General features: G+C 67.2%; 14 protein-coding genes. 2 read left to right on the top strand and 12 right to left on the bottom strand.

Going from position 1 to position 14,472, the window contains the following annotated elements; translation table 11 throughout:
* The 9 genes from AC1DDU_RS12635 to glf all read right to left on the bottom strand — a co-directional run bounded on the left by AC1DDU_RS12635 (position 1) and on the right by glf (position 8,668).
* Positions 1 to 984, bottom strand: coding sequence for a GDP-L-fucose synthase family protein (locus tag AC1DDU_RS12635; protein ID WP_477434610.1), 984 nt, complete (start codon positions 982 to 984; stop codon positions 1 to 3).
* Positions 981 to 2,027 (bottom strand): GDP-mannose 4,6-dehydratase, encoded by a 1,047-nt coding sequence (gene gmd / locus AC1DDU_RS12630; protein WP_477434608.1) that lies wholly within the window; start codon positions 2,025 to 2,027, stop codon positions 981 to 983. The genes AC1DDU_RS12635 and gmd overlap by 4 nt, the downstream gene beginning before the upstream one ends.
* Positions 2,028 to 2,128: 101 nt before the next feature.
* On the bottom strand, positions 2,129 to 2,878 hold the full coding sequence (locus tag AC1DDU_RS12625) for an ABC transporter ATP-binding protein (RefSeq protein ID WP_477434606.1): 750 nt from the start codon (positions 2,876 to 2,878) through the stop codon (positions 2,129 to 2,131).
* Positions 2,878 to 3,684 carry an ABC transporter permease gene (locus AC1DDU_RS12620; RefSeq protein WP_477434604.1) on the bottom strand — a complete coding sequence of 269 codons (807 nt, stop codon included), beginning with the start codon at positions 3,682 to 3,684 and terminating at the stop codon, positions 2,878 to 2,880. The genes AC1DDU_RS12625 and AC1DDU_RS12620 overlap by 1 nt, the downstream gene beginning before the upstream one ends.
* The gene (locus tag AC1DDU_RS12615) at positions 3,681 to 4,085 is read right to left on the bottom strand and encodes an SGNH hydrolase domain-containing protein (RefSeq protein ID WP_477436813.1); all 405 of its coding nucleotides are present in this window, start codon (positions 4,083 to 4,085) and stop codon (positions 3,681 to 3,683) included. The genes AC1DDU_RS12620 and AC1DDU_RS12615 overlap by 4 nt, the downstream gene beginning before the upstream one ends.
* A 149-nt stretch (positions 4,086 to 4,234) precedes the next feature.
* Entirely contained in the window at positions 4,235 to 4,870 is a 636-nt protein-coding gene (locus AC1DDU_RS12610) for a hypothetical protein (RefSeq protein ID WP_477434602.1), read from the bottom strand.
* Positions 4,867 to 5,232 carry a hypothetical protein gene (locus AC1DDU_RS12605; RefSeq protein ID WP_477434600.1) on the bottom strand — a complete coding sequence of 122 codons (366 nt, stop codon included), beginning with the start codon at positions 5,230 to 5,232 and terminating at the stop codon, positions 4,867 to 4,869. The genes AC1DDU_RS12610 and AC1DDU_RS12605 overlap by 4 nt, the downstream gene beginning before the upstream one ends.
* 185 nt (positions 5,233 to 5,417) lie before the next feature.
* The gene (locus AC1DDU_RS12600) at positions 5,418 to 7,529 is read right to left on the bottom strand and encodes an acyltransferase family protein (protein ID WP_477436811.1); all 2,112 of its coding nucleotides are present in this window, start codon (positions 7,527 to 7,529) and stop codon (positions 5,418 to 5,420) included.
* Positions 7,530 to 7,531: 2 nt separating this feature from the next.
* Positions 7,532 to 8,668 carry a UDP-galactopyranose mutase gene (gene glf, locus AC1DDU_RS12595; RefSeq protein WP_477434598.1) on the bottom strand — a complete coding sequence of 379 codons (1,137 nt, stop codon included), beginning with the start codon at positions 8,666 to 8,668 and terminating at the stop codon, positions 7,532 to 7,534.
* Positions 8,669 to 8,808: 140 nt separating this feature from the next.
* Here glf and AC1DDU_RS12590 point away from each other — a divergent pair, with 140 nt between their 5' ends.
* Together AC1DDU_RS12590 and AC1DDU_RS12585 are read left to right on the top strand one after the other, a co-directional pair.
* Entirely contained in the window at positions 8,809 to 9,873 is a 1,065-nt protein-coding gene (locus AC1DDU_RS12590) for a hypothetical protein (protein ID WP_477434596.1), read from the top strand.
* An 89-nt stretch (positions 9,874 to 9,962) separates the two neighbouring features.
* Positions 9,963 to 11,111, top strand: coding sequence for a hypothetical protein (locus AC1DDU_RS12585; protein ID WP_477434594.1), 1,149 nt, complete (start codon positions 9,963 to 9,965; stop codon positions 11,109 to 11,111).
* On the opposite strand, the gene rfbD is transcribed toward AC1DDU_RS12585, so the two are convergent.
* From rfbD to rfbA, 3 genes are read right to left on the bottom strand one after another with little or no spacing between them, the layout of a single operon-like run.
* Positions 11,093 to 12,505 (bottom strand): dTDP-4-dehydrorhamnose reductase, encoded by a 1,413-nt coding sequence (gene rfbD / locus AC1DDU_RS12580; RefSeq protein ID WP_477434593.1) that lies wholly within the window; start codon positions 12,503 to 12,505, stop codon positions 11,093 to 11,095. The two genes, AC1DDU_RS12585 and rfbD, sit on opposite strands and share 19 nt — an antisense overlap.
* Entirely contained in the window at positions 12,505 to 13,503 is a 999-nt protein-coding gene (rfbB, locus tag AC1DDU_RS12575) for a dTDP-glucose 4,6-dehydratase (RefSeq protein ID WP_477434591.1), read from the bottom strand. Before rfbB ends, rfbD begins: the two co-directional genes overlap by 1 nt.
* The gene (gene rfbA / locus AC1DDU_RS12570; RefSeq protein WP_477434590.1) at positions 13,503 to 14,372 is read right to left on the bottom strand and encodes a glucose-1-phosphate thymidylyltransferase RfbA; all 870 of its coding nucleotides are present in this window, start codon (positions 14,370 to 14,372) and stop codon (positions 13,503 to 13,505) included. Before rfbA ends, rfbB begins: the two co-directional genes overlap by 1 nt.
* Between the last annotated feature and the right edge of the window lie 100 nt (positions 14,373 to 14,472).

Raw genomic sequence — 14,472 nt, 5'->3', positions numbered from 1 at the left:
TCACTCTCGGATGGTGTCGACGTGATCCCGATACCAGGCGACCGTGCGGTCGAGGCCCTCTTCGAGCGTGATCTTCGGCGTCCAACCAGCCTGCGCCAGCTTGGACACGTCGAGCAGCTTTTGCGGAGTGCCATCCGGCTTGGAGGTATCCCACTCCGTCTCACCCGAAAACCCGACGACACCGGCGATAGTGTCAGCGATCTCGCGGATCGTGACATCGGAGCCGGTGCCGACGTTGACCTGCTCGGGTCCGTCGTAGTGCTCCAGGAGGTGCAGCACGGCGTCGGCCATGTCGTCGGAGTGCAGAAACTCGCGACGCGGCGAACCCGTGCCCCAGTTGGTCACCGATGCGGAGCCCGACTTCGCGGCTTCGTCGTAACGGCGGATCAGCGCCGGAAGGACGTGGGATCCCTTCGGGGAGAAGTTGTCGTTGGGCCCGTAGAGATTTGTGGGCATCGCCGAGATCCACGGCAACCCGTACTGGCGGCGCACGGCCTGCACGTTCAGGATGCCGGCGATCTTCGCGATCGCGTACGCGTCGTTGGTGGGTTCCAGGTGCCCAGTGAGCAGCGAGTCCTCTCGGATCGGCTGCTCGGCGAGCTTCGGGTAGATGCAGGAGGATCCGAGGAAGGCGACACGCTCGACCTCGTTCGACAGCGCGGCGTCCAGCACGTTCGACTGGATGCGGAGGTTGTCGCTGAGGAAGTCCACCGGAAAGGTGCTGTTCGCCAGGATGCCGCCGACCTTGGCGGCCGCGAGCACGAGGTAGCGCGGTTTGATCTCTGCCATGTAGTCGAAGACAGCGTCTCGATCCCTCAGATCCAGCTCGGCGGACGTCTTGCCCACGATGTTCGTGAACCCCGCTGCCTCCAACCGGCGAACGATCGCCGACCCGACGAGGCCGCGGTGGCCCGCGACGTAGAACGTCGCGTCTCGGTCCAGCTCGCTTGGGGCGTACTGGAGGCCGTCGCTCGCGGCGCTCACCGCGCGCCCAACGTCGCCGCGGTCGTCCACGAGGGGAGATCGACGGTGTCGATCCACTCAGGACCCTTCTCCAGTGCCTCCACGTCCGCATCGACCATCAGGGTGGCCAGCTGCCTGCCGTCGATCGTAGGCGTCCACCCGAGCTTCTCGCCCGCCTTCGACGGGTCGCCGATGAGCGCGTCGACCTCAGTGGGCCGCAGGTAGCGCTCATCGAACTTCACGAACTCCTGCCAGTCCAATCCGACGTGGCCGAATGAAGTCTCCAGGAAGTCGCGGATGGTGTATCCGACACCCGTCGCGAGTACGAAATCCTCCGGCTCGTCGACCTGCAGCATCCGCCACATGCCCTCAACGTACTCCGCGGCGTATCCCCAGTCACGGATCGAGTCGATGTTGCCAAGGTACAGATCTTTCTGCACACCCGCTTTGATGCGGGCGACAGCGCGGGTGATCTTGCGTGTCACGAAAGTCTCGCCGCGACGCGGCGACTCGTGGTTGAACAGAATCCCGTTGACCGCGAACATGTTGTATGCCTCGCGATAGTTCTTCGTGATCCAGTAGCTGTACAGCTTCGCCGCCGCGTACGGCGAGCGCGGATAGAACGGCGTCTCCTCGTTCTGCGGCGGCGGCGTCGCCCCGTACAACTCCGACGTCGAAGCCTGATAGAACTTGGTGTCGATCCCCGAGAGCCGCACGGCTTCCAGCAGACGGATCGTCCCGGTCCCCGTGGTGTCGGCGGTGTGCTCCGGCTCGTCGAAGGACACCCGCACGTGAGACTGGGCCGCCAGGTTGTACACCTCGTCGGGGTTGATCTGCGCCATCAGAGTCACCAGCCGTGCACCGTCGCTGAGGTCGCCGTAGTGCAGGAACAGCTTGGCGTTCGAGTCGTGCGGATCGACGTAGAGATGGTCGATCCGATGAGTGTTGAAGGTCGAGGCCCGGCGAATCAGTCCGTGCACCTCGTACCCCTTCGCGAGGAGCAGCTCCGCGAGGTACGAGCCGTCCTGACCGGTGATGCCTGTGATGAGTGCCGTCTTAGTCATGCGCGCTTTCGTGGTTCTGGATGCCTCACGGGAGGTGCATCGAAATCGAACCTCAAGCCTACCTGCCCGCCCAGTGCTCTCGCCGGGCGGCGCCGCCGGGCTCAGATCCCCGTCGGGTAGTCGGCGTTGTACCGGTCGAGCACTTCGCCGATGGGGGCGTCCATCGCCAGACGGTGCTTGTCGAGGTAGAGGCCGCGCGTGCAGAAGCGACGCAGGTCGCGCTCGCTGTGCGACACGAAGAACAACGTGCGCCCATCGGCGAGGAGCTCGTCGATACGCGCGTAGCACTTCTCACGGAACGCCTTGTCTCCCACCGCGAGCACCTCGTCGACGAGCAGGATCGGCTCCTCGAGCTGCGACACCACCGCGAACGCCAAGCGCACCTTCATGCCGTTGCTGAGGTGCTTGTACGGCGTGTCGACGAAGTCCTCGAGCTCGGCGAACTCGATGATGCCGTCGAATCGACGCGCGACCTCGGCCTTCGACATCCCATGCAGGCCCGAGGTGAGACGCACGTTCTCGCGCACGGTCAGATCGCCGACGAAGCCGCCGGTGATCTCGATCAGCGGCGCCACTCCCCCGTTGACCTCTACCGTGCCCTCATCCGCGAGCAGCACGCCGGCGACGAGCTTGAGCAGCGTCGACTTTCCCTGGCCGTTGCGGCCGACGACACCGATCGACTCGCCGGGCTTCACGTCGAAGCTGACGTCGCGCAGGGCCCAGAACTCACCCGGCTTGGAGCGTCGGGTCGAGTCGGAGAAGAGATCCTTGATGCTGCGCCGGCCGCGGCGGTTGCGGCGGAAGCGCACTCCGAGGCCCTGCACCTCGATCGCGAGATCGGATGCCGTCATCACAGCTCCTTCAGCACGGGGCGCTCGAGCCGTCGGAAGACGAAGACACCGAGGGCCAGGAACAGGAACGACATGATCGCGCCGATGCCGATGACCCAGGGGTCCCACTCCTCGGCGAAGAACCCGACGCGGTACAGGGCGAAGATGCCGGACAGCGGATTGAAAGCTGCCAGCGTCTCGAACGCGCCCGGGAGGTCCTCCACGCCGTAGATCACCGGCGAGGCGTAGAAGAGCGCGCGCAGGATGAGCTTCGTGGTGCGCTCCAGGTCGGTCCACAACACGCACAGCGGTGCGACGAGCAGCCCCAGCCCGACCAGCAGAACCGCCTGCAGGATGACGGCCACGGGGATCCACAACAGCCCCCAGTTGAGCTCCGCAGGGTACTTCGTGAAGTACGACAGCACGACGAACAGCGCGAGCACCGGCAGCGAGCACAGGAACTCGATGCCCTTGCTCAGCACGATCCGGTTGACCCAGATCGATCGCGGGATCGCGGTCGATCGCACGAGGCGAGCATCCTTGTTGAACGCGCGGGTGAAGTCGGAGACCGATGAGTTGAACCACACCCAGGGCAGAAGTGCCGTGATGAGGAACACGATGTACGGCTCATGCCCGACCGTGCGCTTGAAGACCTGGGTGAACACGAACCAGTAGATGGCGCTCATGACGAGCGGATCGAGGATCGACCACAGGTATCCCAGCGCGCTCGTCGAGTACCGGACCTTGAGATCGCGCGCCGACAGCAGCCACAGCGAGTGGAGGTAGCGCCGGGGCGATCCGGGGGCGCCGACGGCGGCAGTGCTCACGGAATCGAGTCTAGTTCGCCGGAACGAACGGGCGAGTCGCGCGCCACTCGCTCAGGGGCGGATAGCCCTGAGCGCCGGCTCCATCGCCGGGGCCATCGTGCGCGGTAGCTGCCACTCAGGTGATTAGTGTCCAGGTAGACGACCACGTTGCCGATCACCAGCAAGCAGGTTCCATCCGGGCACGAGAGGTCCGACAGATCCACGATGTGCACGCGGTCGCCCGCGAGGACCTCGGCAGGGTTCGACTGCGCCATCACGGCTTCGCGGTCGCACATGCACTCGGACGCGTCGGGGCCGAGGGCTTCGACGCACCGGAACATGTCGGTGTCGAACCGGGGATTGTCCCGGACCGCGACCGCCTCCGGCCCCGCGCTGACGAGTCGGTCGACGACGGTGTCCAGTCCCCTCGGGACTCGCTCCCCCGCGCCCTCGGACTAGGCCTTCGTGCCGACGGTGACGACGACGTCCGGCTGCAGCCTCTCCGCGTAGTGCAGGGCTCCGGCCTGCCACGCACGACGTTCGGTGTCCACCTTGCGCGTCTCCCCCACCGTCAACGAGCATCCGCCCTTGAGCACGGAGACGAGGTGCCAGTCGTTCGCCGCGGCGAGGGGGTGATCGCTCCCATCCACCGTTGCGCATGGGAGTCTCCGAGCACCAGCACGACGGGCGCGTCCGAGTCGACCGCCCGCGTCTGCCGGCACGTCTGCGCCACGATGTCGAGGCTCGGCGCGATCCGCCCGCTGCAGGACGACTCGAGGGCGATCCACTCATCGGCGAGCGCCGAGCCGAGCGGCACCCGCTCGGCTCCTTCCGGGATCTCGATGAGCGCGCCCTGGAGCGGGGTCGCCTCTCCGGGATTCGCCGAGGTCTGGACCAGGGCGCTGCGCACCTTCTCGAACCCCTGCCAGACGGAGAGCGGAAGAGCCACCACCAGCAGGCTCGCGACGATGGTCACCAAGTGCGACCGGCGCAGAGGGCCGGAGCGCAGCCGACGCTCGACGAGCCAGTGCAGGAGCACCGCTGCCCCGATCGATGTGGTGACGATCGCGGCACCGCCGAGAGGACCCACGCTGGTGCGCCCGGTCAGCGTCAGATAGCCGATGAGGATGGGAAAAAGCGCGAAGTAGAGGCAGTATGCGATGGTGCAGAAGGCGCGAACCGAGGGCGACGACAGCAACCGCGTCACCGACCCGGCAGGGTCGCCTGACCGGCGAGGATCACCGCGACCGCCGCGAGTGTCGGCCAGTCAAAGCAGGAACACTTGGCCCCGGATGGAAAGCGACCAAAGTGTTGGAGCGGGCTGGGAAGAGTCTCGTAGCGGGCATAGTACTCCACCGAGGCGCCGGCCAGCTGCCAGTTCTCGTAGTACAGCAGCGATGCCCAGAACTGGCCCCAGATTCCCGACCACATCGACGATGGCAGGAGCACCGCCGCAGACACCAGAGTGAGCAGGATCGTGACCACCTCCGCCGGCAGGAGGCGGGCGAAGCGGCGCGACCAGAACGATCCGAGACGAGGCGATGCGCCGCCTTCGAGGCGTTCGAGCACCGACTCGGTGAGCTACGCCGAGATCAGCAGGAACACGTCGACCCCGCACGAGACTCGACCGAACCACACGCGCTAAACGACGACGAGCGCGATCGCGAACGCCCGCAGGCCGGCGATGTCGGGCCGATAGCGGGCGTTCGCGATGTGAGGCCGGGCGCCGCCGATCGCGCGGGCGTCGGACAGCGTTATAGCGCGTCCAGGGCCTCAGCGAGGTCGGGAGCGAGCATCCGCACGTACTGTAGGTTCAGGTGGTCCGGGTCGAAGTAGACCGGCACGCCGCCCACCACCGCATAGCACTGCTGCGTATCACAGAAGCGGTCGGTCAGATCTACCACGCCGATCCTGGGACGGAGGGCCCGCTCGCCCGCGAGCACGATCGGATCGACGGGCTGCGCATCGGCACGTGGGCGGGCGCAGACGACGGGATCCGCGGCGTTGAGGAGGACGCAGTCGGTACTGCGGACTTCGGCGTTGAACGGGGGGTCGGCGATGCCGACGACACGGATACCCGCGTCCGCCCACCGGTTCCAGTCCTTGACCAGTCCGTCGACGAACTGATCGGACGCAGGGCGGCCCGAGCCGTCGTCGACGAGCTGCAGACGCGCGGCCATGGCCGTGAAGACGACGTTCGGCTTGGCGTCGAGGATCGCCGCCGACACGCTGCGCGACCACTCGCGACACGCGCTCGCGTCACTGGGCGCCGCCGGTGAACGGAAGCCGACGAAGGCGACATCTGCCACCGGGCACCCGCCCAGATAGGTCGTCGTGACCCGCCAGCCACGCTGCCGGGCCAGTTCGAACACGGCGCCCTGCCACTGCTGCGCGTGAGAGTCCCCCACGAGCCAAACCTCCTCCGCCGCGGCGCCGGGACGCGAGAAGTCGCACACGACGTGCTTGAGCTCGCGGCCGTCCGCCATGCGCGGGGATTCCGGATCGCACTCGGGAGGGACGTAGTAGTACTCGTTCTTCTTGGTCATCACCGCGGAAGCGGGAGGGCCGAACGGATCCGTGCACGACTTGGGATCGGCCAGAGCGGCGGGCCCCACGCACGATCCCGTGGCGACAGGAAGCTCCGGCGAGTCCGCCGCGCTCTGCACGTGATAGCCGACGAGCAGCGCTCCAGCCAGCGCCATGACGGTCGCCATCCCGGCGAGCATCAGGCCCACCGACCGCCGTGTCGAGGTGCTCCAGAACGTCCAGGTACGGCCAGGATCCTCGACGAGGAGCTTCGTCGCCCAGGCCAGGGCGACGGCGACCACGAGCACGCCAGCGCGGGTCGTGCCCGAGAGCTCACGCTGCAGCGCGAACGGCGTGACAACGATCAGGGGCCAATGCCAGAGGTACAGCGAGTACGAGACCCCGCCCAGCCATTGCACCGGCTTGCGATCGGTGATCCACGAGTGCCAAAGTCGCGCGTGCGCCGTTCCCGCCGCGATGATCGCCGCAGTACCGAGGACGGGCAGCAGGGCGGCGACTCCCGGGAAGGGCGTCTGCGATCCGTACCAGAAGACCGACACGCCGATCGCCGCGAAGCCCAGCAGCGCCACTGCATTGGCCGCCAGTCGCGGCATCCGGATCCGTGATCCGAGGACAGCGATCGTCCCACCCGCAGCGAACTCCCACGCGCGCGTGAAGGTGACGAAGTACGCCTGATGCGGCGCGACCGCGGTGTACACGACGCTTGCGACCAGCGACACCACGAGGATGCCGACCAGCACCGCCACCATGGTCCTGGTCCGGTCGACGCGTCGTCCGCGCCACGCCATCGCCGCGAGCGTCAGCACGATGAGCACCGGCCAGATCAGGTAGAACTGCTCCTCGACCGACAGGGACCAGAAGTGCTGGGCGATACTCGCAGAGTCGTTCGCCGCCGAATAGTTGACCGACAGCGTCGAGAGCAGCCAGTTCTCCACATAGCCCGCGCTCGCGGCGACCTCCGCCGCGTTGCGCTCCCAGCGGGGGTAGGGAAGGTACAGCCAGACGAGCACCGCGGAGACGGCGAGCACCAGCAGCGACGCCGGGAGCAGCCGCCGGATGCGCCGCGCATAGAACGCGCCGAGACGGATGCCGCCGGTGCGGTTCGCCTCGCCCACCAGGTGCCCTGTGATCAGGAATCCCGAGATGACGAAGAAGACGTCGACGCCGACGTAGCCGCCGCCGACGTAGCTCGGCCACAGGTGATTGAGCACCACCGCCCCGATCGCGACCGCACGCAGCGCCTGGACGTCGAGACGGAAGCGCCGGTCCTCGCGGGTGCGCGAAGGGGTCGCGAGGGCGACGTCGCCGGCGCTGCGCATGCTCACGCGAGCTGGTTGTTCCACATCGACAGCGCGGAACCGATGGCCATGTGCATGTCGAGATACTGGTATGTGCCCAAGCGACCGCCGAACAGCACGTCCTGCTCACCCTTCGCAAGCTCGCGGTACGCGATCAGCCCGGCGCGGTCCTCGGGCGTGTTGACCGGGTAGTACGGCTCGTCGTCGCGTGACGCGAAGCGCGAGAACTCCCGCATGATCACCGTCTTGTCCGTGGGATAGCGGTCGGAACGCTCGGGGTGGAAGTGCTTGAACTCGTGGATACGGGTGTAGGGGATCTCGGCATCCGCATAGTTCATCACCGGGGTGCCCTGATAGTCGCCGATCTCGAGCACCTCCTGCTCAAAGTCGAGCGTCCGCCATGACAGCGAACCCTCGGCGTAGTCGAAGTAGCGATCCACCGGACCGGTGTAGACGATCGGCACCTGACCCACCGTCGCCTTCTTGTTGAACGGCTGCGACTCGTCGAAGAAGTCGGTGTCGAGCTTGACTTCGATCTTGGCGTGGTCGGCCATCCGCTCCAGCCACGCGGTGTAGCCGTCCGTCGGCAGGCCCTCCCACGTGTCGTTGAAGTAGCGGTTGTCGTAGTTGTAACGGACAGGGAGTCGGCTGATGACCTCGGCCGGCAGCTCCTTGGGATCCGTCTGCCACTGCTTCGCGGTGTAGTCGCGGATGAACGCCTCGTACAGCGGGCGCCCGATGAGCGAGATGCCCTTCTCCTCGAGGTTCGCCGCCTCCTTGGCGTCGAACTCCCCCGCCAGCTCGTGCACCAGCGCTCGGGCCTCGTCGGGCGAGTAGGCCGACTGGAAGAACTGGTTGATCGTGCCGAGGTTGATGGGCAGCGGGAACACGACGCCGCTATGGTTCGTGTATACGCGGTGGATGTAGTTCGTGAACGTCGTGAAGCGGTTGACGTACTCCCAGACCCCCGGATTCGACGTGTGGAACAGGTGCGCACCGTAGCGATGCACCTCGATTCCGGTCGTCGGTTCGTCCTCGCTGTACGCGTTGCCGCCGATGTGGTTCCGGCGGTCGATCACCGTGACCTTACGGCCGGCTGCCGCGGCCCGTTCTGCGATGGTGAGTCCGAAAAATCCCGAACCGACAATAAGGAGATCCATTGAGCGCCGTGGCCTTCCTGGCGCGGGCGCGCCCGTAATAGTGTAGTCGGCTCTCGCCGCCTTCTTCCCCGCCACCGGGACGAGTGGCCGCGCCAAGTAGACTTGCGGCGACATGACAGCGAAGAACGTTACGAGGACAGATGGCTGACGGCTTCAACCGGATCTTCGTGCTCTACCCGAGAGGGGCACAGACCGGAGGTCCGGAAGCCCTGCACCAGATCGTCGACGCACTTCGCAGGCAGGGTCACGATGCCTCCCTCGTGCCGCTGAAGAGCACCGCAGGCGTGCCGCGAGCGAGCGCGTACGAGAGGTACGACGCCCCCGAGTCCGAGCTGATCGACGACCCCGCTAACGCCGTCATCGTCCCGGAGGGCATGCTCGAGCATCTGCCTCAGGTGCGGCGGGCCCAGCGCATCTGCTGGTGGCTCAGCATCGACAACTCCGCCCCATTCCTGCCCAGGCAGGAGGCGCGGGACCGCCGGTTCACGCGTTCTATCGGCGCCCCCCATGCCGACTGGTCGCCGAACGCTGCGTCCTTCACGTACCGGCGGATGGTCGCGCGGCGCCCCTGGCGATCGCTCCTGGAGAGCTCGCTGCACCTCGCGCAGTCCGCCTATGCGCGCGCGTACCTCCTGTCGTCGCTCGGAGTGTCGGCCGCCGTCGTGAGCGACTACCTTCCCCTGGAGCGCCCGGCGCCCGGCGCGCTCGCCCCCGCGGGTACGCGCGGCCGCTCGATCGCATACAACCCGCGTAAGGCGCCGTGGGTACCGGAACTCCTCGGCCCGCGCATCAGCGACGTCGATTGGCGTCCCCTCGCGGGCCTCACCAGCACCGGCGTGGCGGACCTGCTGTCCCGCACCGCTGTCTACTTCGACCCGGGGTTCCACCCCGGTCGCGACCGGATGCCCCGAGAGGCTGCCGTCCACGGCGCCGTCACCGTCGTCGCGCGCCGAGGTTCCGGTGCGTTCTGGGACGACGTTCCCATCCCGTGGGAGCACAAGGTTTCCCCAGGGCCGGCCTTCCTCGAGGACACGGCGGCAACCCTCACCGGGGTGTTCGAAGCACCCGAGGCCTCGGTGGCCGCGCAACAGGGGTACCGGGACTGGATCGCCGACGACCGCGCGAGGTTCGACCTGGAGCTCGAGCGCGTGTTCACCGGGCAGCGGTGGGAGGACGACACCCCGCTGCTGCCACCCCCGGCATGAGGTCGGCGGTCGGTCGCTTCGGCGGCCTCGCAGCCCTTCCGTTCCTCTCACTGCTCGTCCCCTTTCTCGCTCTGCCCGTGATCGCTCGCGTGGCGAGTGAGACCGAGTGGGTCGCGCTCGGCGTCGGCGAATCGATCGGCGCCATCGCTGCGCTCACGATCGGATACGCCTGGCCACTCGTTGGACCCGCGCGGGTGGCTCCCGCCGCGCCCGCGGATGCACGGGCCGATCTCACGGCGAGCCTGACGAGCCGCATCATCCTGCTGGCCGTCGCATCGGTCCCCCTGGGAATCGTCGCGGTCGCCATCGCTCCGCCCGGCACTGCGGCGCTCGCTCTTCTGGCGACCGCCGCGAACGGCATCCTGGGTCTGTCACCCGCGTGGTACCTCATCGGCCGCAGCCGCCCACTGACCTTGGCCGGTGCCGAGTCGCTCCCACGGATCGCGGGCGGGCTCGCAGGAATCGGCGTCGTCCTCCTCACCCGTGAAGTCGTGTGGTACCCCGTCATCCTGCTCGCGGCGACGGTCATCGCACAGACGGTGTTCTTCGTGCGAGAAGGCACCCTCGGACACCTCCGGCGGCTCACGTCATGGCGCGGCGGGGCCGCGGCGCTACGACGTGACGGGCACGCGGCGGTCGCGGTCATCGCGGGTGGCGCGTACAGCTCGGCCACGGTGGCGGTCGTCACGGCAGTCGCCACGGTGCCGGTGGCGGCGGTCTTCGTCAGCGCGGACAAGCTCCTGAAGGCATCCCTCACGGCGATCGTCGCGACGACCAACGCCGTCCAGGGCTGGGTGGCCGAGGACGAGAACCCAGAGGTGAAGCTGCGCCGCGCTGCACGGTCGATCACGATTCTGGCGGCTCTGGGCGCGCTCGGATTCGCGGCGTGCTCGTTCCTCGGCCCGCTCGCCACGGCGCTCCTATTCGGTGCGAACCTCGCGATCGATACGCCGACGGCCGTGGCGATCGGCTTGGCGTTCTTCGCCATTGCCCTCAACACCGGAGTCGGGCGGCTGCTGCTCATACCCTTCGGCCTCGTGGGATGGGTGACCATCAGCACGCTCATCGGCGCCGCGGTCGGCGTACCCGGGATGATCGTGGGCGCAACCTCCGCCGGTGCCGCGGGCGCCGCGTTCGGCTTCGCGATCTCCGAGGTCGTGGTCGTCGTCGTTCAGGTCATCGCGTTTCTGGCGCTGCGCAAGAAGGGCGCGATCTCGGGTCAGCCTTCGGCCAGATAGATGCGCAGGGCCTCGCGCATGTTCCGGGTTCGGATGCCGGCGGCGTGCAGCTTGTCGAGGGCGAGAACGCTGTTGCGCGGACGAGGTGCGACCGGTCCGGTGGCGGATGCGAAGTATTCAGCCGTCGTCACTGGCGTCACCGCCTGCGGATCATGGCCGGTCAGTTCGAACACGGCACGCGCGATGTCGGCCCACGAGGCGGGATCTCCTTCAGACGTGACGTTGTACACGCCGTAGGGCGCCTGCGACTCGACAAGCGCCCTAGCCGCGCGCGCGAGATCCTCGGTGAACGTCAGACGGCCTACCTGGTCGCCGACCACCTTCGGCGCGATCCCGCGCTGCGCCAGCGAAGCCATGGTCCGCACGAAGTTCGAGCCCTGTCCGATCACCCAGCTCGTCCGCAGGATGTAGTGGCGGGCGACGGTGGCGACAATCGCGTCGCCCGCTGCCTTCGTCTGCCCGTAGACGCCCAGCGGCGCCACCGGGTCGGTCTCGTGGTACGGCGCACCAGACGAGCCGTCGAACACGTAGTCGCTGGAGACGTGGACGAGCGTGATCCGGTTCTCGGCCGCGATCCGCGCCAGTGCCGACACCCCTGCGACGTTGACGTCCCAGGCTTCGGCGCGACCCTCGGCCGTCTCGGCGCGGTCGACTGCAGTGAAGGCCGCAGCGTTGATTATCGTGCCGTAGTCCCGCCACCGCCTCCCGAGGGCGAGGTCCGAAGACGCCAGATCCAGCGTCGACCGGTCGGCGAACTCCACGTGTTCGGCGTCGCCGAACTCGGCGCGCAGCGCGCGACCGAGCTGGCCGTTCGCACCCGTGACCAGGACCCTACGCGGCGGAACGGGCGTCACCTCGGCCAGGCGGGGATGCCTCCGGTCTTTCGGGGATACCTCGACCTCGGACAGCGGGATCGGCCAATCGATCGCCACCGTCTCGTCCGCGAGATTGAGGAACGAATAGGAGGCCTCCGGCGACCAGTGGTCGTTGACCAGATACGTGTACGCGGTGTCGGGGTCGAGCGTCTGGTAGGAGTTGCCGACACCCCGCGGGACGAAGATGGCGCGGGACGGATCGAGCTCCGCAGTGAAAACGGTGCCGAATGAGGGCCCTTCCCGCAGGTCCACCCAAGCCCCGAAGATGCGGCCGGTCGCCACCGATACCCACTTGTCCCAGGGCTCCGCGTGGATGCCTCGCGTCGTGCCGACCGCGTCGTTGAACGAGATGTTGTTCTGCACCGGCCCGAAGTCCGGAAGCCCGAGCGCGTCCATCTTCTCGCGCTGCCAGTTCTCCTTGAACCAGCCGCGCGCGTCGCCGTGCACCGGTAGCTCGAACAGGAGCATTCCCGGGATCGGAGTCTGGGCGACAGCGAGAGGCTTGCCGAACTCGGCCATTACTGCCCCTTCGACGCGTAGAACGCCTCGACGCCGTCCTTGGCGTCGGCCCACCAAGACTCGTTGTCCCGATACCAATCGATCGTCGCCGCCAGGCCAGCCTCGAAGTCGCCGTAGCGGGGTGTCCAGCCGAGCTCCTCGCGGAGGCGGGTTGAGTCGATCGCGTAGCGGAGATCGTGACCAGCGCGATCCGTGACGTGATCGTAAGCATCGATCGGCTGACCCATCAGTGCGAGGATCATCTCGACGACGTCCTGGTTGTTCCTCTCGCCGTCGGCGCCGATGAGATACGTCTCGCCGATCGCTCCCTTCTCGAGGATCGTGAGAACGGCGGCCGAGTGATCATCCGCGTGGATCCAGTCGCGAACGTTCTCGCCCCTTCCGTACAACTTGGGACGGATGCCGCGGATGACGTTCGTGATCTGCCTCGGGATGAACTTCTCCACGTGCTGGTACGGACCGTAGTTGTTGGAGCAGTTGGAGATCGTCGCCCGCACCCCGAAGGAACGCACCCAGGCACGCACGAGGAGGTCGCTGCCCGCCTTGGTGGAGGAGTAAGGCGAGGATGGGTTGTACGGCGTCGTCTCGGTGAACCGGGCGGGATCGTTGAGCTCGAGGTCGCCGTACACCTCGTCGGTCGAGATGTGGTGGAAGCGGCGATCGTGGCGGCGTGCCGCCTCGAGCAGCGTGTAGGTGCCGACGATGTTCGTGTCCAGGAACGGCCGGGGATCGTGGAGCGAGTTGTCGTTGTGCGACTCGGCGGCATAATGCACTACCGCGTCGACCGTGCCGAACAGCTCGTCGACGAGCGGCGCGTCGGTAATGTCACCCCTCACGAAGGTGACGCGATCCTCGGGCAGGCCGTCGAGCGAGGCCAGATTTCCCGCGTACGTCAGCGCGTCGAGGACCGTCACCTCGTGGTCAGTGTGCTCAACCACGTGGTGGACGAAGTTGGACCCGATGAAACCGGCGCCTCCCGTGACCAACAGCTTCGACATCAGCGTCCCCTCTCCAGGGTCTCGAGCAGGTAGGTGCCGTATCCGGACTTGACGAGCAGCTCAGCCCGCGTGCGCAGCTCGTCGTCCGACAGGAATCCTTGGCGCCAGGCGACCTCCTCTGGCACGCCGATGCTGAGCCCGGTCCGGCGCTGCATGGTGCGGACGTACTCCGCGGCATCCGTCATCTGATCGAAGGTGCCGGTGTCCAGCCACGCCGTGCCACGCGGGAGCACTTCGACCTGCAGCTTGCCGCGCTCGAGGTAAGCGCGGTTGACGTCTGTGATCTCATATTCACCACGAGCGGACGGAGCGAGCCCGCGTGCGATTTCGACAACATCGTTGTCGTAGAAGTAGAGGCCGGGAATGGCGAAGTTGCTCTTGGGCACCGCAGGCTTCTCCTCCAGCGAGACAGCACGGCCCCGCTCGTTGAACTCAACCACGCCGTACGCCGCTGGCTCTGCGACCCAGTACGCGAAGACGGCGCCGCCGTCGACGTCCGCGTACCGCTTGAGCTGAGTGCCGAGACCGGGGCCGTAGAGCAGATTGTCGCCGAGCGCGAGGGCGACGCTGTCATCGCCGATGAAGTCGGCGCCGATCGTGAACGCCTGCGCGAGGCCGTCGGGCGATTCCTGCTGCGCGAACCGGAGGCGGATGCCGAACTGTGATCCGTCGCCGAGCAGACGCTCGAAGGCCGGAGCATCGTGAGGTGTCGTGATCACGAGGATTTCGCGGATCCCGGCCAGCATGAGCGTCGACAGGGGGTAGTAGACCATCGGCTTGTCGTAGACGGGGATCAGCTGCTTGGAGACCCCGAGCGTTATGGGGTGCAGCCGAGTGCCCGAGCCGCCGGCGAGGATGATTCCCTTCATAACCGTCGATTCTTTCATGGCGGAGGCCGGCGACCTGCTGCCCTCGTCCTCCTCCGACCTGCCGCACAGGCGCGGCGACTAGGATCGTCGGGCGCGAAGC

It is taken from the genome of Microbacterium sp. 05T445 (assembly GCF_056395865.1).
This window is presented reverse-complemented; position numbering and strand designations above follow the sequence as displayed.